At 71.9% G+C, this 19,776-nt stretch carries 18 protein-coding genes; 3 read left to right on the plus strand and 15 right to left on the minus strand.

Annotated elements, in window-relative coordinates; genetic code table 11:
* Positions 1-54: 54 nt before the first annotated feature.
* Positions 55-885, minus strand: a complete 831-nt coding sequence (locus tag ACWEFL_RS22640) for an alpha/beta fold hydrolase (RefSeq protein WP_451715490.1) — start codon at positions 883-885, stop codon at positions 55-57.
* 923 nt (positions 886-1,808) lie between these two features.
* Between ACWEFL_RS22640 and ACWEFL_RS22645 the strand changes: the two genes are divergently transcribed.
* Positions 1,809-2,573: a GntR family transcriptional regulator gene (locus tag ACWEFL_RS22645; RefSeq protein WP_451715492.1), complete on the plus strand. Its 765-nt coding sequence runs from the start codon at positions 1,809-1,811 to the stop codon at positions 2,571-2,573.
* A 214-nt stretch (positions 2,574-2,787) separates the two neighbouring features.
* Here the strand turns inward: ACWEFL_RS22645 and ACWEFL_RS22650 are convergent, their stop codons facing one another.
* The 4 genes from ACWEFL_RS22650 to ACWEFL_RS22665 form a co-directional block, all read right to left on the minus strand.
* Entirely contained in the window at positions 2,788-3,945 is a 1,158-nt protein-coding gene (locus tag ACWEFL_RS22650; protein ID WP_451715495.1) for an ROK family transcriptional regulator, read from the minus strand.
* Between the two features lie 162 nt (positions 3,946-4,107).
* A complete protein-coding gene (gene mug, locus ACWEFL_RS22655; RefSeq protein ID WP_451715497.1) occupies positions 4,108-4,713 on the minus strand; it encodes a G/U mismatch-specific DNA glycosylase in 606 nt (201 codons plus the stop codon).
* Positions 4,714-4,717: 4 nt separating this feature from the next.
* Positions 4,718-6,151 carry an adenylosuccinate lyase gene (gene purB, locus ACWEFL_RS22660; RefSeq protein ID WP_451715651.1) on the minus strand — a complete coding sequence of 478 codons (1,434 nt, stop codon included), beginning with the start codon at positions 6,149-6,151 and terminating at the stop codon, positions 4,718-4,720.
* 83 nt (positions 6,152-6,234) lie between these two features.
* Positions 6,235-7,014: an SGNH/GDSL hydrolase family protein gene (locus tag ACWEFL_RS22665; protein ID WP_451715500.1), complete on the minus strand. Its 780-nt coding sequence runs from the start codon at positions 7,012-7,014 to the stop codon at positions 6,235-6,237.
* A gap of 59 nt (positions 7,015-7,073) precedes the next feature.
* On the opposite strand from ACWEFL_RS22665, the gene ACWEFL_RS22670 reads away from it, so the two are divergent.
* Positions 7,074-8,114, plus strand: coding sequence for a maleylpyruvate isomerase N-terminal domain-containing protein (locus ACWEFL_RS22670; RefSeq protein ID WP_451715503.1), 1,041 nt, complete (start codon positions 7,074-7,076; stop codon positions 8,112-8,114).
* A 203-nt stretch (positions 8,115-8,317) separates the two neighbouring features.
* Here ACWEFL_RS22670 and ACWEFL_RS22675 read toward each other — a convergent pair whose 3' ends face one another.
* The 8 genes from ACWEFL_RS22675 to bioB form a co-directional block, all read right to left on the minus strand.
* Complete coding sequence (locus ACWEFL_RS22675) at positions 8,318-9,331, minus strand: hemolysin family protein (RefSeq protein WP_451715506.1); 1,014 nt, start codon at positions 9,329-9,331, stop codon at positions 8,318-8,320.
* Positions 9,328-10,782, minus strand: a complete 1,455-nt coding sequence (locus tag ACWEFL_RS22680; RefSeq protein WP_451715508.1) for a hemolysin family protein — start codon at positions 10,780-10,782, stop codon at positions 9,328-9,330. Before ACWEFL_RS22680 ends, ACWEFL_RS22675 begins: the two co-directional genes overlap by 4 nt.
* 266 nt (positions 10,783-11,048) lie before the next feature.
* A complete protein-coding gene (locus ACWEFL_RS22685) occupies positions 11,049-11,489 on the minus strand; it encodes a GNAT family N-acetyltransferase (RefSeq protein ID WP_451715511.1) in 441 nt (146 codons plus the stop codon).
* Between the two features lie 95 nt (positions 11,490-11,584).
* A complete protein-coding gene (locus ACWEFL_RS22690) occupies positions 11,585-12,406 on the minus strand; it encodes an ABC transporter ATP-binding protein (protein ID WP_451715514.1) in 822 nt (273 codons plus the stop codon).
* 205 nt (positions 12,407-12,611) lie between these two features.
* Complete coding sequence (locus tag ACWEFL_RS22695; RefSeq protein WP_451715517.1) at positions 12,612-13,352, minus strand: class I SAM-dependent methyltransferase; 741 nt, start codon at positions 13,350-13,352, stop codon at positions 12,612-12,614.
* A gap of 267 nt (positions 13,353-13,619) precedes the next feature.
* Positions 13,620-14,333, minus strand: a complete 714-nt coding sequence (gene bioD, locus ACWEFL_RS22700; protein ID WP_451715519.1) for a dethiobiotin synthase — start codon at positions 14,331-14,333, stop codon at positions 13,620-13,622.
* A gap of 232 nt (positions 14,334-14,565) precedes the next feature.
* Entirely contained in the window at positions 14,566-15,894 is a 1,329-nt protein-coding gene (locus ACWEFL_RS22705) for an adenosylmethionine--8-amino-7-oxononanoate transaminase (RefSeq protein WP_451715522.1), read from the minus strand.
* Positions 15,887-17,110, minus strand: a complete 1,224-nt coding sequence (gene bioB / locus ACWEFL_RS22710; protein ID WP_451715525.1) for a biotin synthase BioB — start codon at positions 17,108-17,110, stop codon at positions 15,887-15,889. Before bioB ends, ACWEFL_RS22705 begins: the two co-directional genes overlap by 8 nt.
* A 183-nt stretch (positions 17,111-17,293) precedes the next feature.
* Between bioB and ACWEFL_RS22715 the strand changes: the two genes are divergently transcribed.
* Positions 17,294-18,466, plus strand: coding sequence for an 8-amino-7-oxononanoate synthase (locus ACWEFL_RS22715; protein WP_451715528.1), 1,173 nt, complete (start codon positions 17,294-17,296; stop codon positions 18,464-18,466).
* Between the two features lie 119 nt (positions 18,467-18,585).
* On the opposite strand, the gene ACWEFL_RS22720 is transcribed toward ACWEFL_RS22715, so the two are convergent.
* Positions 18,586-18,888, minus strand: a complete 303-nt coding sequence (locus ACWEFL_RS22720) for a DUF397 domain-containing protein (protein ID WP_451715530.1) — start codon at positions 18,886-18,888, stop codon at positions 18,586-18,588.
* Between the two features lie 11 nt (positions 18,889-18,899).
* Positions 18,900-19,760 carry a helix-turn-helix domain-containing protein gene (locus ACWEFL_RS22725; protein ID WP_451715532.1) on the minus strand — a complete coding sequence of 287 codons (861 nt, stop codon included), beginning with the start codon at positions 19,758-19,760 and terminating at the stop codon, positions 18,900-18,902.
* Positions 19,761-19,776 lie beyond the last annotated feature (16 nt).

A 19,776-nucleotide genomic window follows, 5' to 3' on the forward strand; every position in this document is an offset into this window, starting at 1 on the left:
TCGACACACGCCCCCAGCGGAGGCGGAGGCGGAGGCGATGCCGACAGGCCGGACTCAACGGCTGCCGTCGAGGATGACACGGGCCACCAGCGCGGGATCATCGTTCATCGGGACATGGCCGCATCCCGGCAGCCGGACGAGCCGGGCGCGCGGGATGGTCCGCTTGGCCCGGATGCCCTGGCGGCGCGGGAGGAGCCGGTCCCGGGCGCCCCAGGCGATGGTGACCGGCACATCGGCGATGTCGTCGGTGAACAGCGTGCCGCGTCCGGCCGAGAGCGTCCGGTGGAAGCCGGTCGCCTCGCGCAGGGCGACGGTCTCGGCGACGACGGCGGCCGGTGACCGCCGCCCCGGCCGCGCGTAGATGGCACCGGTCAGCGCGGCCCGCCCGGCGGCGGTCCGGGACAGCCGCTCCGTCACCGGGCCGGGCATCGTCCGCGCCCCCAGGTACATGGTCCTGAGGGCCCCGAAGGCGTACAGCCGCTCGCTCCTTGTCCAGAAACCGGCCGGTGAGAGTGCCGTGACCGACCGGGCGAGGCCGGTCCGGCCCATCTCCAGGGCCAGCAGTCCGCCCAGCGAATTGCCCACGACGTGCGGGCGGCCGATCTCCAGCGCCTCGCAGAGCGACCCCAGCACCCGGCCGACCGCGGGCAGCTCGTACGACACGCCGTCGGGGAGCCGCGGCGATTCTCCGAAGCCCGGCAGATCCACGGCTATCACGTCGTGCTCGGTGGCCAGGATGTCCATGACCGGCTCCCACGCCCGCCAGTGGTGTCCGATGCCGTGGAGCAGCAGCAGCGGCTCTCCCGCGCCCACCCTCTCGTAGACGGCGGAGAGCGTCCGGCGGCCGGTGGACGAGTCGACGGAGAACGAAACCTTCGTGGTCATGCCGGACGCCCCCCTGATGCCGTCCGGCGCGCTCGGCGTGGACGGCTCGTCGGTAGTCGATGCACCAAACGATCGACGCACCAACAATTACCGATCAGTAGCCTTGAGTTCAAGGGGATGGCGACGACTCGCCATCCCCGGCCGCCCGAGCCGACCGCCACAGCGCTCGCCGCCGCCCCGGACGCGGCCGTACGGGCGGTTTTCTCGCCGAATCCGTCTCCTCGCCCTTCCGGCCGTCCTGGAGCCGCGCTCCTCCGGAGGGGATGGTGTTCCTGCCGGGCGAGGCGTTCGGTCTCCAGTACGCGGAGATCACGTCCACGCCCGACCACCCAGAACCGGGTAAACCAGATCAAAATCGGTCAAGGGGAAGCCTCACCTCGACTCGCCGACAGGCAGCGGCCATGTCGCGGAGTGCGGCCCACCGCCAGATGGGTTCCGCCCGCTGACGCGACCCGATCGAGCACTTTCTCACCGCCCGGCCGCCCGTGCTTCCAGCCCTCTCCGCAGCGCAGCCGGACACCGTGTCCCGGCCCGCGATCGCGGACGGTCCCATGCGGCGGGGCCCGGCGCCCAGACGTCCGCATTTCAAGCATCCGCGTTCAGGCGTTGAGGTGTCCACGGCCGGCGGCCCCTCGACTGGCCCGCCACAAGGGCGTCCCTGCAGTCTCTCGCCCCACTTCCCTCCCTCGCACGTCAGGGGCCCTGTCCGAAAAGACATGGGGCGCTCTGCCGCTCGCGCTTCACTGGAGTGACAACACTCTGTGAACGTTTGACGCATTCGTCGACTTCGGAACGTGACCAACGGAGGATTGGTCTTGACCAAGGTGTCGTGCCCCCCTATCGTCGCAGACATAGTGCAAGGACCTTTAAAAAACAAAGGCGCGGAACAACCGCCGCTGACACGGCGATTGCGGAGGAGCAGGGTGGGGACCACGCAGCTGGAATCGGTGCCGGAGCCGAAGTACTGGCATCTCAAGAACGTGATCAGCGACGCGCTCGACTCGGACTTCGCGGTGGGGGAGATCCTCCCCAACGAGCGTGAACTGGCCGCCCGCTTCGGGGTCGCCCGCGCCACGCTCCGCCAGGCACTCGAACAGCTCGAACTCGAAGGACGGCTCCAGCGCCGCCGCGGAGTGGGCACCACGGTCGCCCCGCCGCGCATGGGCGTGGACGTCTCCACCACCCGGCACGCCTGGCCCGGATCGGACCAGGACGCCTGGCAGTCCTTCGACTGCGCCAGGGCGGTGCCGCCCACGGCTGTGGCCCGCCTACTGGGCACCGCGCCGAACGAGGACACCCACGCCCTGCGCAGGCTGCGCGCCACCCACGGCCAGCCGGTCGCGGCGGAAATCCTCTATGTCCCGGCCTCCTCCGTGCCCGACCTCTCGGCCATAGACGCCCCATCCGGAGCGGCACGCGCGCGGGGCGTCCTGCGGGAACTCCAGCGCCTCGACCTCGAAGGCCAGGACCGCGCGGTGGAACTGGGATCGGCCCGCGCCGACCATGCGAGGGAACTCGACCGGCTGCCGGGCTCGCCGGTGCTGGTCGTCACCACCCGCTACTTCTCGGCGGGCAGGACGGCGGCGGTCTCCGTCTCCACCTACCGTGCGGACACCTGCCGGCTCACCTTCGGCGACTTCGGCGATGTGGAGATCCGCCACCACGACGAGGAGCGCCGCGCTTCCTGAGCCTGGCCCGCGCTTCCTTGTACGGGGCCGCTTCCCTATACGGGTCCGAGCTTCCTGAACCCGGCCCGCGCCCCTTCTGTACGAGGCCGGGCCTCGTACAGAAGGGGCGCGGGCAAGGTCACGCCCGGCCGATCACCTACCGCCCCCCGACCGGGGACGTCCGGGGAGCGCGCGCCCGACGCCCCGGGTCCCGCACTCGTGACCGGGCCCGCCCTCAGCGGCGGGCCGTCACCGTGCCCTCCACGGCGAACAGCTCCTCCTCGACATGGTCCAGGGCGAGCCTCAGCGCGCCCGTCGCCACGGCCGCCTCGCGCAGCAGGGAGAGCGTCACCTTCGGCGGTCGCAGACAGTACCGCGACAACTCATCGCGCAGCGGGTCGAGTACGCCGTCGAGCCCGGCCGCCCAGCCGCCGATGACCACCAGCTCCGGGTCGAGCGCCAGCACCAGCGCCGCCACATCGTGCACCAGACGCTGGATGAAGCGCTCGACCGCCGCCTGGGCCCGCGCGTCGCCCTTCTTGGCGAGGGCGAACACATCCGCCACCGCCTGCTCGTCCAGCGGATGCAGCGGCTGGTCAGTGGTGGAGAGCAGCTTCTCCGGGGTCATTCCGCGCCCCAGCAGATGCAGCGCCCCGATCTCGCCCGCCGCGCCGCCGAACCCCCGGTGCAGCCGCCCGCCGATCAGCGAGCCCGCGCCCGGACTCAGCCCGGCCAGGACGAAGACGATGTCGTCGGACCCCTTCGCCGACCCCTTCCAGTGCTCGGCGACGGCCGCCGCGTTCGCGTCGTTCTCCACCAGCACCGGGCAGCGGAACGAGCGCTGGAGCCGCTGGCCGAGCGGCAGCCCGGTCCACCCCGGCAGCGCCACCCCGAGGCGTACGGTCCCGTCCGCCTCGACGATGCCCGGCGAGCCGACCCCGACCGCCCGTAGATTGCCGCGGGAGACCCCGGTGCGCCGCAGGACGTCGGCGATCACCAGCCGCACCCGCTCCAGCCGGTCGTCGGCCGACGCCGTCTCCGACACCTCCCGCGATCCCGCGCCGATGATGCGTCCGTCCAGACCCGAGACGAGCGCGGCGACCCGGTGCGGACCGATCTCGATGCCCAGCAGATGACCGGCCTCCACCCGGAACCGGAACCGCCGCGCAGGACGGCCCTGGCGGCGCGCCGCGCCTTCCACGGGCTCGCTCTCGGCGACCAGCCCCGCCTCGATGAGCCCTTCGACGACCCCCTCGACGGTGGGCCGGGACAACCCCGTGACCCGGGTCAGATCCGTGAGCGTGGGCGTGCCGGAGCCCCGCAGCGCATGAAGTACCACAGCCGAGTTGATCCGCCGCAGCAAAGACGGATCGCCGCCGGTCAGCCGCCCCACCGTGTGTCCTTCCAGCCCCAGCCGGTGCGGCTCGGGCGCGTGTGTCTGCCGGATCGTACTCGCTGGCCGTTCGACACGCACGGTAGATGCGCGAGGCTCAGGGGACGCACGGGCCCATATCCTCCCAACCGTCGCGGACACGCGTCCGGCGGGCCCGCCCGGTCAGGCGTCCGGCGACCGCGGGCCGCGGGACGAACCGGACGGAGCGGCGGCATCCACCGCGGCTCGCAGCCGTTCGTACTCCCGCGCCATCGTCAGGGCCGTCCAGTGCGCGTTGAGACCGCTCGGATTGGGCAGGACCCAGATCCTCGTCTCCCCGATCGTCCGCTCCTGCGGCCCGATACGGGCGGCCTTCTCCCCGAAGGCCGTCCGGTAGGCGGTGATGCCCACGACCGCCAGCCACCCGGGCCGGAGCCGCTCCACCTTCGCCCGCAGCAGCCGGCCGCCCTCGCGGAACTCCTCGACGTCCAACTCGTCGGCGCGCGCGGTCGCCCGCGCCACCACATTGGTGATGCCGAGACCGTACTCCAGCAACTCGCCCTGCTCCGACGGCTTCAGCCGCCGGGGAGTGAACCCCGACAGTTCGAGCACCGGCCAGAACCGATTGCCGGGACGGGCGAAGTGGTGGCCGGTCGCCGCGGACATCAGCCCCGGATTGATCCCGCAGAAGAGCACGGACAGTCCGTCCGCGACCACGTCGTCGACGACACGGTCGCGGACGGCCTTCTCTTCGTCGGGGGTCCTGTCGCCGGGGCGCATGGCGGCCATCCGGTCAGAGAATCGATCCCGGCGCGTATCCGGCGGCGGCCGGATGCCGCTTGGCGATCTCCTCGACACGGGCGACGACCGCCGCGACCTGGTCGCCGGCCGCACCCGTGAACGAGAGCTTGTCCGCCATCAGGGCATCCAGCTGCCCCCGGTCGAGCGGAATCCGCTCGTCGGCCGCCAGCTTGTCCAGCAGCTCATTGCGCTCCGCGCCCTGCTCGCGCATCGCCAGCGCCGACGCGACCGCGTTCTCCTTGATCGCCTCGTGCGCCACCTCACGGCCCACCCCGGCCCGCACAGCGCCCATCAGCACCTTGGTGGTGGCCAGGAAGGGGAGATAGCGGTCCAGCTCACGGGCGACGACGGCGGGGAACGCACCGAACTCGTCGAGGACCGTGAGGAAGGTCTCCAGCAGTCCGTCGAAGGCGAAGAACGCGTCCGGCAGCGCCACCCGGCGTACCACGGAACAGGACACATCGCCCTCGTTCCACTGGTCGCCCGCCAGCTCGCCCGTCATCGAGGCGTAACCCCGCAGGATCACCATCAGCCCGTTGACCCGCTCACAGGAGCGCGTGTTCATCTTGTGCGGCATCGCGGACGAGCCGACCTGGCCCGGCTTGAAGCCCTCGGTGACCAGCTCGTGCCCGGCCATCAGCCGGATCGTCTTGGCGACGGAGGAGGGCGCGGCGGCCAGCTGGACCAGCGCGGAGACCACGTCGTAGTCGAGCGAGCGCGGATAGACCTGGCCGACGGAGGTGAAGGCGTGGGCGAAGCCCAGATGCCCGGCCACCCGCTCTTCCAGCTCGGCGAGCTTCGCCGCGTCCCCGCCCAGCAGATCGAGCATGTCCTGCGCGGTGCCGACCGGGCCCTTGATCCCGCGCAGCGGATAGCGGGCCAGCAACTCCTCAAGGCGGCCGTACGCGACCAGCAGCTCATCGGCCGCCGTCGCGAACCGCTTGCCGAGCGTCGTCGCCTGCGCGGCGACATTGTGGGAACGCCCGGCCATCACCAGCTCGGCGTACTCGGCGGAGAGCCTGCCCAACCGGGCGAGGACCGCGACCGTACGGTCCCGCATCAGCTCCAGCGAGAGCCGGACCTGCAGCTGCTCCACATTCTCGGTGAGATCGCGGGACGTCATGCCCTTGTGGACCTGCTCATGGCCCGCGAGCGCGTTGAACTCCTCGATCCGGGCCTTCACATCGTGGCGGGTGATTTTTTCGCGCTCGGCGATCGAGGCCAGATCGACCTGGTCGAGCACCCGCTCGTAGTCCGCGAGGGCCGCTTCCGGCACCTCGATGCCGAGGTCCTTCTGGGCGCGCAGCACCGCCAGCCAGAGCCGGCGCTCCAGCTTCACCTTCTGCTCGGGGGACCAGAGTTCCGCCAGCTCCACAGAGGCATAGCGGCCAGCCAGGACATTGGGGATACGAGGCTTCGCAGACACAGCAGTCACGTGGCGAAATTCTACTGTCGGTTCACCCGGGCCGACGCCCCGGTCCTGGTCATACGCCGAGGCAAGCCAGGCCGCTACGGACGCGAGGGCTCGAACGGAAGCAGCTCGGGCCGTTTGGCCGGACGGCCGTCCCCCGAGGAACGGCCCGTCAGCCGGCGCCCGATCCACGGCCCCAGATGCTGCCGGGCGAACCGCAGATCCCCGGCCCGCCGGGCCGCCCAGCCCACCGGGGCCGCGGGCGGCAGCGGCGTCCGCCAGTCGCCCTCGGCCGTGAGACCGAGCGTCTGCCAGACCGCCTCCGCCACGCGCCGGTGGCCCTCGGCCGTCAGATGCAGCCGGTCCGGGTGCCACAGCCGCTGGTCGCCGAGCGCACCCGAGCCGTACAGATCCACGATCAGCGCCCCGTGCCGGGCGGCCAGCTCGTCGAGATGGACGAACAGCTCCTCCATACGCGGGCGGAACCGCTCCATGAACGGGCCGTCGCGGCCGGGACTGCGCATCAGGACCAGTTGCCCGCACGACGGCGCCAGCTTCTCCACGGCCTCTTCGAGCCGACCCCGGACCCGGCCCATGTCGACCTTGGGGCGCAGCGTGTCATTGAGCCCGCCGACCAGCGTCACCACATCCGCGCGCATGGCGGCCGCCGCGCCGACCTGTTCGTCGACGATCTGGCCGATGAGCTTGCCGCGCACGGCGAGATTCGCGTACCGGAATCCCGGGGTGCGGGCCGCCAGCCGGGCCGCGAGGAGATCCGCCCAGCCCCGGTACGAACCGTCGGGGAGCAGATCGGACATGCCCTCGGTAAAGGAATCGCCTACCGCGACAAAACTTGTGTAGTCGGCACTCGCTCTCATGGCGGAGTGATCTTACCGCGCGGTAGGGTCCGTCGGTTCCGTACCCGGAGGGAGCCCCCGTGAGCGACGCGCTGCTGAACACCTTGGCGGAGGCGCTGGCCGATCTGGTGTCCGCCGTTTCCACCTGCGACGACGATGTGCTCGATCCCGACATGGCCGTGAAGTGGCTGGAAGGCACCGGATTCCTGCTCGACCGGTTGCCGCCCACCGACCGCGCCGCCCTCTCCGCGCTGCTGCGCCGGGCCGCCGCGCGACGGCCCGAAGGGACCTGGCGGGACGACGTGCTCCGCATCCCCGAGGAGTTCGGTCTCGACGACGACCAGCACGAGCTGTACTGCGACAGCGCCGAGGACCTGACCCGCCGCTTCGTCGAGACCGTACGGGACGCGGACCCCGCCACCCCGTTGCCGAGCCGGCCCGGCCGGACCCTCGCCGATCTCCTGCGCGACCACGGAGCCACCCTCCGCTGGACGGAACATCTCGTACGGACCCGGGCGGGCGAACGCGTCCGGCGCCGGGACATCCCGCTCGACCTCCCGGCCGGCCCCGCCGCGTACCCCGCGTGGCTGGCCCGGAGCGCCGGGGCCGCGCTGCGCACCCTGCGCGAGGTCGACCCGGAGACCCCCATGTGGTCGCCCGGAGCGGACCAGCGGGTGCGGTTCCACTCCCGGCGGCTGTTCCTCGCGACCGTCGTCGACCTCGCCGACGCGGAACTCGCCCTCGGGCGGGAACCGCGCCTCCCGGTGGTGACGGGCGCCGACGGGGTGGACGAGTTCCTGGAGAACCTGCCGTACGACGAGCGGATCGCCCCCGCGGTACGGGCGCTGCCCGCCGGCTCGCTCCGGCTGACCGGCGAGGACACCGGAGCCGCCTGGACGATCGACTTCGGCGACGGCCGATTCCACTGGTCCCGGACGGCCCGTGAGGCGTCGGCGGGCGTCGACGGTCCCACCGGGGATCTGTTCCTGCTCGTCCGAGGGCGCCGACGTCCGGACGACCCGTGTTTCACGGTTGCCGGCGACCGCGGGGTCCTCGGCGCGTGGCTCACGGCGACCACGTCCTCGGCCCGGTCGCCGGTGTCGCTTCCGCCGGGCGGCTGAGCCCGGCGGGATCCGGAGGAGCCGGAGGATGGGCCGGTACGGAACGGGCCGCAGCGCGCTGCGGCCCGTTCCGTACCGCCGCGAGGGCGTCGCCCGCTCCGGGACGTCACCCCCTCCGGGAGGCCCTCTGGAAGGCCCTCGGGGAGGCGTCATCACCTTGGGACGGCGGCTGGAACGGGCCTTCGACCGGCGGCGACGTCTGGTCAGTCCTGTTTGCCCACCAGCTCCCGCAGTACGTCCTCCATGGTCACCAGCCCCTCCGGCGTGCCGTCCTCGTTCAGAACGGCCGCCACATGCGTACGGCTGCGGCGCATCGCCGTCAGGACGTCGTCCAGAGGGGTCGCCGCCCGGACCCGGGCGATCGGCCGCATCGCCGTGACCGGGAAGGGCTCATCGCGCGGAGCCGCGTCCAGGGCGTCCTTCACATGGAGGTAGCCGAGGATGCTGCGGCCGGTGTCGATGACCGGGAAGCGCGAGAAACCGGACTCGGACGAGAGCACCTCCAGCTGTTCCGGAGTCGTCCCCGCTCGCGCGTACACGACGCTCTCGGCGGGCCTGACCACGTCCCGCACCGGGCGGCGGCCCAGCTCCAGGGCGTCGCGCAGACGCTCGGCCGCACGGTCGTCGAGCAGTCCGGCGTCGCCGGCGTCGACGACCATCCGAGCCAGCTCGTCGTCCGAGTAGGTCGCCGCGACCTCGTCCTTGGCCTCGACCCGCAGCAGCTTGAGCAGAGCGTTGGCGAAGGCGTTGATCGTGAAGATCACCGGGCGCAGCGCCCGCGCCAGCGCCACCAGCGGCGGGCCGAGCAGCAGCGCGCTGCGGGTCGGCTCGGCCAGCGCGATGTTCTTGGGAACCATCTCGCCGAGCAGCATGTGCAGATAGGTCGCCAGGGACAGGGCGATCACGAACGAGATCGGATGGACCGCGCCCGCGGGCACGCCCACCGCGTCGAACGCCGGCTCCAGCAGATGCGCGATCGCGGGTTCGGCGACTATGCCCAGGACCAGGGTGCACAGGGTGATGCCGAGCTGGGCCGCCGCCAGCAGCGCCGACACATGCTCGAGGCCCCACAGCACACTGCGCGCCCGGCGGTTCCCGGCCTCCGCCATCGGTTCGATCTGGCTGCGGCGCACGGAGATCAGGGCGAACTCGGCGCCGACGAAGAACGCGTTGACCACCAGGGTCAGCAGACCGATCAGCAACTGGATCGCGATCATCGGCCGGCCTCCCCGGACTCACCGGATCCGCGGCCCGCACCGCGGACGCCCGTACGGGGGCGGGAGCCCGCACCCGTACGGCCGCCCGGACCGGAGGCAGTGTCCTCGGCGGCCTTGGCGGACTCCGCGGACTCGGCCGTCTCGGAGGGCAGCGGCGCGTGCATCAGCACCCGTGCGGCCCGCCGCCCGGCGGCGTCCACCACATCGAGCCGCCACCCGAGGATGTCGATCCGGTCGCCCTCCTCGGGGATCCGCCCCAGTTCGGTGGCGACCAGTCCGGCGAGCGTCTCGTACGGGCCGTCCGGCATCCTGAGACCCACCTGTTCCAACTGGTCCATCCGGGCCGCGCCGTCCGCCGACCACAGCGTGCGGCCGTCCGCGTCGTGACCGGCGCGGGCCAGGTCGGGCGTCTCATGCGGATCGTGCTCGTCCCGGACCTCGCCGACGACCTCTTCGACGATGTCCTCCATCGTCACGACACCGGCCGTACCGCCGTACTCGTCGATCACGACGGCCATCGTCGACCGGCCGCCGAGCCGGTCCATGAGCCGGTCCACGGTCAGCGTCTCCGGTACGAGCAGCGGCTCGCGCAGTACCTCGGAGACGCTGCGCCGGGCGCGGAGGTCCGCGGGGACGGCCAGGACGTCCTTGATGTGCGCGATACCGACCACGGTGTCGAGATTCCCCCGGTAGACGGGGAAACGGGACAGCCCGGTCGCGCGGGTGGCGTTGGCGACGTCCTCGGCGGTGGCCTGTACCTCCAGCGCCGTGACCTGAACCCGCGGCGTCATCACGTTCTCCGCGGTCAGCTCGGCCAGATGCAGCGTGCGGACGAACAACTCGGCCGTGTCCGCCTCCAGTGCGCCCGCCTTCGCGGAGTGACGGGCGAGCGCGACCAGCTCCTGCGGGCTGCGCGCGGACGCCAGCTCCTCGGTCGGCTCCATGCCGAGCCGGTGGAGAATGCGGTTCGCCGAGTTGTTGAGATGGCTGATCAGGGGCTTGAACGCGGCGGTGAACAGCCGCTGCGCCGGGGCCACCGCCTTGGCCACCGCGAGCGGCGAGGAGATCGCCCAGTTCTTGGGGACGAGTTCGCCCACGACCATCAGGACGACGGTGGAGAGGGCCGTGCCGAGGACGAGGGCTACCGACGAGGCCACGGAGGGCGAGAGGCCGAGGTCCTCGACCGGCCCGCGGATCAGTTTGGAGATCGACGGCTCGGAGAGCATGCCGACGACCAGATTGGTGACGGTGATGCCGAGCTGGGCTCCGGAGAGCTGGAAGGTCAGACCCCGTACGGCCTTCAGGGCGCTCGCGGCCCCGCGCTCACCGCGCTCGGAGGCCCGTTCGAGATCGGAACGCTCGACCGTGGTGAGGGAGAACTCCGCGGCGACGAAGACGCCGCAGGCGAGTGCGAGCAGGAGCGCCACGAAGAGGAGGAGGACTTCGGTCATCGGGTCACCTCCGTCCCATGGTCGGGCAGGGGGAGGAGGAGTGCTCGATGTCTGCTACTGGTGCTGGTGCTGGGTCTGCTACTGGGAGGCTCGTCCATGGACGGACGCTCACGCCTTTCGAGGAGAGTGATGGTTCACCCATCGTAAAGGGTCAGCAAAGTGGAGCCGTGGAGGACCCCGGTGGCTCCCGTACCCCGGCCGCCGCCCCGTCCCGGACCGTCCGACGCGGCTCAGGCCCGCCGCGCCCGCACCCTTCCGTACGGTGGTCAGCCGGTGGGCACGGGCCCGGTGTACGGCTTCACCCAGCGCCGCCAGTGGTCCTCCCGCCGGTATCCGGCCGCCGCCCACGCCCGATGGGCCCGCTCGTTCGCCTCCAGCACCATCGCGTCGCCGCGCCGCCCGCCCACGGCCGCGAAGCGCCGCTCGGCGGCCTCCACCAGGGCCGTCCCGATGCCCTGCCGGCGGTACGCGGGAAGGACGGCCAGCCGGTACAGCGAACAGCGCCACCCGTCGTACCCGGCGATCACCGAGCCCACCAGCCTGCCGTCCGTCTCGGCCAGGATCAGCGCCTCGGGATCGCGGGCGATGAGCCGGGTGACGCCCTCCACGTCGTCCGTGACGCTCGTACCCTCCGTGGCCTGCTTCCAGAAGCCGAGTACGGCTTCGGCCTCGTCGGCGGCGGCGGTCCGTATGCGCAGGTCGTTCATGGTCCGAGCCAAGCACAAGGGGTCGTCCCCTGCCACCGGCTTTCGCGCCCGCCGGCCGGGGCCCCGCCGCTCCGAGCGGCACCGCGCCGCGCGGCTCACGGGGAGGGGGACGAGTCGCCGGGAGCCGGGTCCGCCAGGGCCGGGCCGGCTCCGGCGAAGAGCCGCATCCGCTCCAGCACCGCCTCCGCCGTGGGGTCGGCCATGACGTCGACGATCCGTCCGTCCGCCAGATACAGCACCAGATCGGAGTGGCCCGCCGCGCCCGGATCGTGGGTGACCATCACCACCGTCTGCCCCAGCCGGTCGACGGACTCCCGCAGAAAGCCGAGCACCTCGGCGCCCGCCCGTGAGTCGAGGTTGCCCGTCGGCTCGTCGGCGAAGATCAGTTCGGGCCGGGACGCCAGGGCCCGCGCACAGGCCACCCGCTGCTGCTGACCACCGGAGAGCTGGGCGGGCCGGTGCCCGAGCCGGTCGCGCAGCCCGAGGGTGTCGATGACCTGGTCGACCCACTCCCGGTCCGGTTTCCGTCCGGCGATGTCCATGGGAAGGGTGATGTTCTCGGCGGCCGTCAGAGTGGGCAGCAGATTGAACGCCTGGAACACAAAGCCGACCCGGTCCCGGCGCAGCCGGGTCAGCTCACGGTCCCTGAGACCCGTGATCTCCGTGTCGCCCAGCCACACCTGCCCGGCGGAGACGGTGTCGAGACCCGCGAGACAGTGCATGAGGGTCGACTTGCCGGAGCCGGACGGGCCCATGACCGCGGTGAAGCGGCCGCGTGCGATGTCGACGTCGACGGCGTCCAGCGCTCGGATGATCGTCTCACCGCTGCCGTACGCCTTGGTCAGCGACCGTGCGCGAGCGGCGATCGGGACGTCCCCGGCCTGACCGTGGGTGGGTGCAGTGGCTGGTGTGAACAAGGCCGCCTCCCGGATCGTGGCCGCACCGACTCCCGTACGAGCCAACGAGGTTATCGGCGGCGACCGCGGCGGAGACATCCACCGGAGGGCCCGGATCTCCGGGTCGTTGTAAGGGACATTCTCACCGAAGGGCCGGGACCGGCCCAGGCACTCGACCGCCCGCCCGGCCGTGGGTCCGCCCGGCCGTGGGTCCCCCTTCTGGCCGTCAGCCCCCGGTGCGCCCGCTCGGCCCTGTCCCGCCGGACTCCCCGCCCGGCCCCGTCCGGGCGGAGGCCCCGGTGAAGGGGCGACGGGCCACGCCCAGGACACAGGGAGAGGACGGCACCTGTATCCCGCGTTCGGGAACCCTCAGCCGACGGTGGACGCCGAGCCGGAAACCGGCCGCCTCGATGGCCGCGACGGTGTCCCTCGCCGTATGACAGCCGCCGAACAGCAGCGGCCACACCGTGCGGTCCAAGGCCCGCTGCGCTCGGGCCATTCCCTTGCTCTCCGCCAGCCCGTGCTCGAAGAACCGCAGCTCGCCCTCGGGGCGCAGAACCCGCCTGAGTTCGCCGAGCGCGCGCGGAAGATCCCGTACGGAACACAGCACCAACGATACGACGGCCGCGTCGAACGCCTCCGACTTGACCGGCAGCGCCTCGGCCACACCGGGCACCACGTCCACCGGGACGTCGACCCGGCGCGCGGCCTGCACCGCCAACGCGCGCAGCGCGCGCTCCGGCTCGATCGCGACGACCTCGGAGACCGATGAGGGGTAGTGCGCGAAGTTCAGCCCGTTGCCCGCGCCGATCTCGATCACCCGGCCGGAGAGACCGGCGAGCAACTCGTCCCGGAGGCCGGCGATACCGGCGCTCTTGTCGGCGGCCACACTGAACCTGGCGTAGAAACGCGCGAACACCGGGTGGTGGACTGTGTCCCGGGGAACACCGCGGCTGCGCACGGCCATCGTCGGCCTCCTCGGCGGAGCGGGGTCCGTCACCGCCATTGTCCCCCGCCGGGCCCGGCGGAACTCCTTCTCGCGATGGATCCGGTGCGACCCGTTCCCGTACGGAACGCAGGGACAGCCCGTACAGGCACGGAACACCCGGCCCCGTACGAACGGATGACCGGCCCGTCCGGTGCGGCCCTCCTCGCACAGAGCACAGAGCACAGAGCACAGAGCACAGAGCACAGAGCACAGACAGAGCAACAGAGAGAGCACAGAAGGCACCCGTCAGCCCACGGAAGCGGTGAACTCCTCCACGTCCCAGCGTCCGCCCAGCGGCGGCGCGAACCAGTCCGCTGCCCGCGCCCGGAACTCCAAGGGATCCAGCCGGCCCGCCCCTTCCGGCACTGCTCCCAGCAGCGGGCCCCGAGCCACCTCGGGCAGATCCACGGCATTGCACCGCGCGGCCAGGTCCGGCTCCGCGGGCCAGCTGCCGACGACGACCCCCAGCTGTTCCAGGCCCCTCGCGCGGAGCGCCTCGCCCGTCAGTGCGACGGCGTTGAGCGTGCCGAGACCGGCGGGGGCGACGACGAGCACCGGGGCGGCGAGCAGCCGGGCCGCGTCCGCCAGGGTCCCGCCGTCGTCGTCCAGCCGTACCAGCAGTCCGCCCGCTCCCTCCACCAGCACCAGGTCGTACTCCGTGTCGAGCTTCGCGGCCGACTCGGCGACGTCCGGCGGTCGCACCGCCGCCAGCCCCGACCGCCGCGCGGCGGTGGCGGGCGCGAGCGGTTCGGGATACCGCCCCAGCTCGACCCCGTGCACGTCCCCGGCCAGCCGGGCCACCTCGTCCACGTCCCCGTGTCCGCCCGCCGGGACCCCGGTCTGAGCGGGCTTCAGCACGGCGACGGACCGGCCACGGCCGCGCGCGAGGGCGGCGAGACCGGCGGTGACCACGGTCTTCCCGATCTCGGTGCCGGTGCCGCTGACGACGATGACGGTCATGCCCGTGCCCTTGTCTCTCTGCTCTTCCGCATACGGATCGCTCTTCCGTATACGGATCCTCCGTGTGCGGATCTGCTGTGTACGGTCCGGTGTTCCGCGCACGGTCCGGCCGTTCGCTTTCCTCCCGCGTCTTCCTCCCGCGTCCCGTACGTTTCCGCGTTGCGTACCCGGCCCGCGCGGAGTGGAGCCGTCCGCACCCGTTCGCGAACCGCGGCCCGCCTACCCCGCCCGCCTACCCCGCGCGCGCCGCCGCCGTGACCGCCGCGCAGATCCGTTCCAGGTCCGCGTCCCCCGTCACATAGGGCGGCATGGTGTAGACCAGATCCCGGAAGGGACGGAGCCAGACCCCCTCCCGGACCGCCGCGTCCGTCGCCGCCGCCATGTCGACCGCGTGGTCGAGCTGGACGACGCCGATGCCGCCGAGCACCCGCACATCCGTCACCCCCGGCACCCCCGCCGCCTCGGCGAGCCCCGCCCGCAGACCCGATTCGAGGCGTTTGACCTCCTGGGCCCAGTCCTGGGAGAGGAGAAGGTCCAGTGAGGCGTCGGCGACCGCCGCGGCCAGCGGGTTGGCCATGAAGGTGGGGCCGTGCGCCAGGACCGGGACCTCGCCCTGGGAGATGCCGTCGGCGACTCGGGAGGTGCACAGGGCCGCTGCCATCGTCATATAGCCGCCGGTCAGCGCCTTGCCCAGGCACATCACGTCCGGCGACACCCCGGCCTGCTCCACCGCGAAGAGCGTGCCCGTACGGCCGAAGCCGGTGGCGATCTCGTCGAGGATCAGGAGGACGTCGTTCTCGTCGCACGCCGCACGCAGTACCCGCAGATACGCGGGGGAGTGGAACCGCATCCCGCCCGCGCCCTGGACCACCGGCTCCACGATCACCGCGGCGAGTTCACCGGCGTGCCGGGCGATCATCTCGCGCAGGCCGTCCGCGTACGACTCCTCGTACTCCAAGGGCGGCGCGTCCGCGAAGATCTGACGCGGCAGCACCCCCGTCCACAGGTGGTGCATCCCGCCGTCCGGGTCGCACACCGCCATCGGCTGCCAGGTGTCCCCGTGGTAGCCGCCGCGCCAGGTGAGGAGGCGTTGCTTCTCGGGGCGGCCGGTGGAGTGCCAGTACTGGAGGCACATCTTGACGGCGACCTCGACGGAGACCGATCCGGAGTCGCAGAGGAACACATGCCGCAGCGGCTCGGGCGTGATCTCCACCAGGCGGGCCGCCAGCCGGACCGCCGGCTCATGGGTGAGCCCGCCGAACATCACATGGCTCATCCGGTCCAGCTGGCCGCGTGCGGCCTCGTTGAGCACGGGGTGGTTGTAGCCGTGGATCGCCGACCACCACGACGACATGCCGTCGATCAACTCGCGGTGGCCGTGCGCGGGTTCGGCCAGTCGCAGCCGTACGCCCGACGCGGACTCGACGACCAGCGGATCGACGCGGCCGGGCATCGGGCCGTACGGATGCCAGACATGGGCCCGGTCCAGGGCCAGCAGTTCGGGCACGGAGCCGGGGGCCGGGCCCGCCGCCGGGACCGTGGCCGTGCGCACCTCAGGCATTGGGAGCGAGATCGGTTCCGGCGCCGCGACGGCGCACCGTCACCAGATCCGTACGGGGGGCGCCCGTAGCCGCAGGGGACTGACCGCACGCACCGCTCTCCGCACCGCTCTCCGCGCCGCAGGCATCGGCATCAGCATCGGCATTGGCGTCGGCTTCGGCTTCGGTTCTGGCTTCGGAAGCGTCGCCGCAGACCGACCCGCAGCCACCGCCCGCCCGGTGTTCCGGCAGCGTCGGCGTGCCCGCGCCCTCCACCTCGAAGCCCGCGTCCGCGATCATGTCGAGATCGGCCTGCCCGGCCTGGCCCTCACTGGTCAGATAGTCCCCGAGGAAGATCGAGTTCACCAGGTGCAGCGCCAGCGGCTGCATCGAGCGCAGATGGACCTCCCGCCCGCCCGCGAGCCGTACCTCGACATCCGGGCAGACGAACCGCACCATCGCGAGAATCCGCAGACACCGCTGCGGGGTGAGGTTCCACTCCTTGGCCAGCGGTGTGCCCTCGAAGGGGATCAGGAAGTTCACCGGCACCGAGTCGGGGTCGAGCTCGCGCAGCGCGAAGACCACGTCGACCAGGTCCTCGTCCTTCTCGCCCATGCCCGCGATCAGACCCGAACAGGCGGACAGACCCGCCGCTCGCGCCTGGCGCACCGTGTCCACCCGATCGGCGTAGGTGTGGGTGGTGGTGATGTCCCCGTAAGTTCCCTCGGACGTGTTGAGGTTGTGGTTGTACGCGTCCGCTCCCGCACCCCGCAGCCGCTCCGCCTGCCCCTCGGAGAGCAGCCCGAGACAGGCGCACACCTCGACGCCCTCGTTCTGCTCCTTGATCGCCTCGATGGTCTTCGAGACCCGGTCCACGTCCCGGTCGGTGGGCCCGCGTCCGCTCGCGACCAGACAGACCCGCTTCGCACCGCCCGCGACCCCCGCCGCCGCCGCTCGCGACGCCTCATCGGGCTTCAGCCAGGTGTACTTGAGGATCTCCGCCTTGGACCCGAGCCGCTGGGAACAGTAGGAGCAGTCCTCCGGACAGAGCCCGGACTTCAGATTGACGAGATAGTTGAGTTTCACCCGGCGGCCGAACCACTGGCGGCGCACCGTGCCGGCCGCGGCCACCACGCCGAGCAGTTCGTCGTCGGAGGTCGCCAGTACGGCGAGCGCCTCTTCACGGGTCGGCGACTCGCGCCGCAGGCCCTTCTCCACCAGCGTCTTCAGCAGGTCCATGGCGCAGATCCTTACGTACGGCGGTCACCGCGGGAAAGTCTGAACTCCACAACAGAGCCTCTTCGAAGTGTGTGTATGACCACATCCATACCTTGAGCGGCCCCGGTTAGTGTCTGTGGGCTGCCTACAAAAGGCCCGGACGACCACATGGAAGGCGCCGGGCCGCACAAGGACCGGACCACCATGACCCAGGACCCTTTCGACTGGCTCGACGACGAGTCGAGTCACCGCGAGCGCGCGGGCCTGGTGCGTACGCTCAGGCCGCGCCCCGCCGCCAGTACGCTGCTGGATCTCGCGGGCAACGACTATCTGGGGCTCACCCGCCGCCCCGAGATCACCGCCGCCGCGGCCGCCGCGGCCCGCCGCTGGGGCGCGGGCGCGACCGGCTCCCGGCTCGTCACGGGCAGCACCGCGCTCCACGCCGAACTCGAACGGGAACTCGCGGAGTTCTGCGGGTTCGAGGCCGCGCTGGTGTTCTCCTCCGGCTACGCGGGCAACCTCGCCGCGACGACCGCCCTCTCCTCCCGTGGATCGCTGATCGTCTCCGACAGCGGCAATCACGCCTCGATCGTGGACGGCTGCCGGCTCTCGCGCGCGGAGACCTCGATCGTCCCGCACGCCGACGTCGACGCCGTACGCGGGACACTGGACGCGCATTCCGGCCGGCGCGCCCTCGTGGTCACGGACTCGGTCTTCTCGGTGGACGGCGACGCGGCCCCGCTGGCCGCCCTCGCGGACGTCTGCCGTGGGCGCGGGGCCGCCCTGCTCGTGGACGACGCGCACGGCCTCGGGGTACTCGGCGACGGCGGCCGGGGCGCCCCGAACGCCGCGGGGATCGCGGGCGAGAGGGGAGTGGTCGCCATGCTCACCCTCTCCAAGTCCCTGGGCAGCCAGGGCGGAGCCGTCCTCGGACCGGCGAAGGTCATCGACCATCTGGTCAACACCGCCCGGACCTTCATCTTCGACACCGGTCTCGCACCGGCCGCGGCGGGAGCCGCCCTCGCCTCGCTGCGGCTGCTGGGCCGCGAGCCCGAACTGGCCGAGAGGGTCCGTACGGTCGCCGTGACCCTGCACCGCCTGCTGACCGAGAGCGGTCTGACGGCCGTACGCCCGGACGCCGCCGTGGTCTCGGTACGGGCGCCGTCCCCCGAGGCGGCGGTGCGCTGGGCCGCCGACTGCCGTACCGCCGGTCTCGCCGTCGGCTGCTTCCGCCCGCCGTCGGTTCCGGACGGCGTCTCCCGGCTCAGGCTGACGGCCTGCGCGGACCTGACCGATCAGCAGATCGACCGGGCGATCGCGACGATCGTGAAGACCGCGCCGGCCGGAGCCTTCGCCGGGATGCCGTCCGTCGGTTGACGCGGGACACCGTCCGTCGGCCGGTGCTCTCGGGGGTGCCGTCCATCAACCGGAGCTACGAGACCGGCCCACCGCGCCGACGGTTCGGCGACGGCGCTCGGCCTGTACGGCGACGGGGGTCAGCCGTCGCTCTCCGCGGAGACCGCGGTCACGAATCGGGACCAGGACCGCGGGGAGAACCGCAGGGGTCGGCGGGTCACGTCTTTGGAGTCCCGCACGGCGAGCGACTCGTCCGGCAGCTTCGCCGCCTCGACGCAGTTGCTCATCGCGGTGCTGCGGCTGCTGTGCCGCCACAGTAATCCGCCGCCGTCGCGGACGAGTTCGCCGTCGGCGACTTCGCCGCCTGCCGGGCCGCTTCGGAGGGGATCGTCGAGGAGTGGATCGGGGCGGAAGGAGTCGGGGTGCACGAGGGGATCGGACATGGGGGGCCTCCCTATGCGTCATCCATGATCGTGGCGATGAGATCCAGAGAATCCACGGCGGACAGGGCGCGCGCCTGCATCGTGGTGAACGCGGCGCTGTACACCGCAAGGTCTTCTGCCCGCTCCAGATGGAGGCTACTCGTCAAATGGTCGAGAACGACCACATCCAGATCAGAAGTGTTCGGAAAGGAGAAGATAACGAAAGAGTTGGCGAGTCCGACATACGCGCCGACGGAGAACGGCAGTACCTGGATCCGTACATGAGGCAACCCGGCGGAGCGGATCAGCTCCCCCAACTGCTCCCGCATCACCCGTGAGCCCCCGACCCTCCGTCGCAGCGCGGCCTCGTCCAGCACGACGCGCAGCTTCAGCGGCTTCCTGCCGCGCAGCACCGACTGCCGGGCGATCCGCACCTCCGCCAGGGAGTTGACGGTCGCCTCGGGCAGATCCTCAAGCGTCGACCGGGTCACCGCCCGCGCGTACTCCGGGGTCTGCAACAGTCCCGGCACCACCGAGGTCTCCAGCGTGCGCACGGCGCACGCCTGCGCCTCCAGGGAGATGAAGTCCCGGTACTCGGGCGGCAGCAGCCCCCGGTAGGCGTGCCACCAGTGTTGGCCGCCCGAGCCGTCGGCCGCTCCGGCGAGGGTCTCCAGCAGATTCCTCAGCTGGGGGTCGGCGACCTCGTACACATCGAGCAGCAGCCGTACGTCGGCGCTCTTCACCCCGCTGGCCCCGGTCTCGATCCGGCTCACCTTCGACTGGTGCCAGCCGGCCAGCTCTCCGGCGTTCCGGCTGGTGAGGCCGGCGGCCAGCCGCAGCTTGCGGAGTTCCTCGCCGAGTTTGCGGCGGCGCACCGCGGGACCGTGCTGCATCAGGGCATCCTTCCTG

This window comes from Streptomyces sp. NPDC004838 (genome assembly GCF_053600955.1).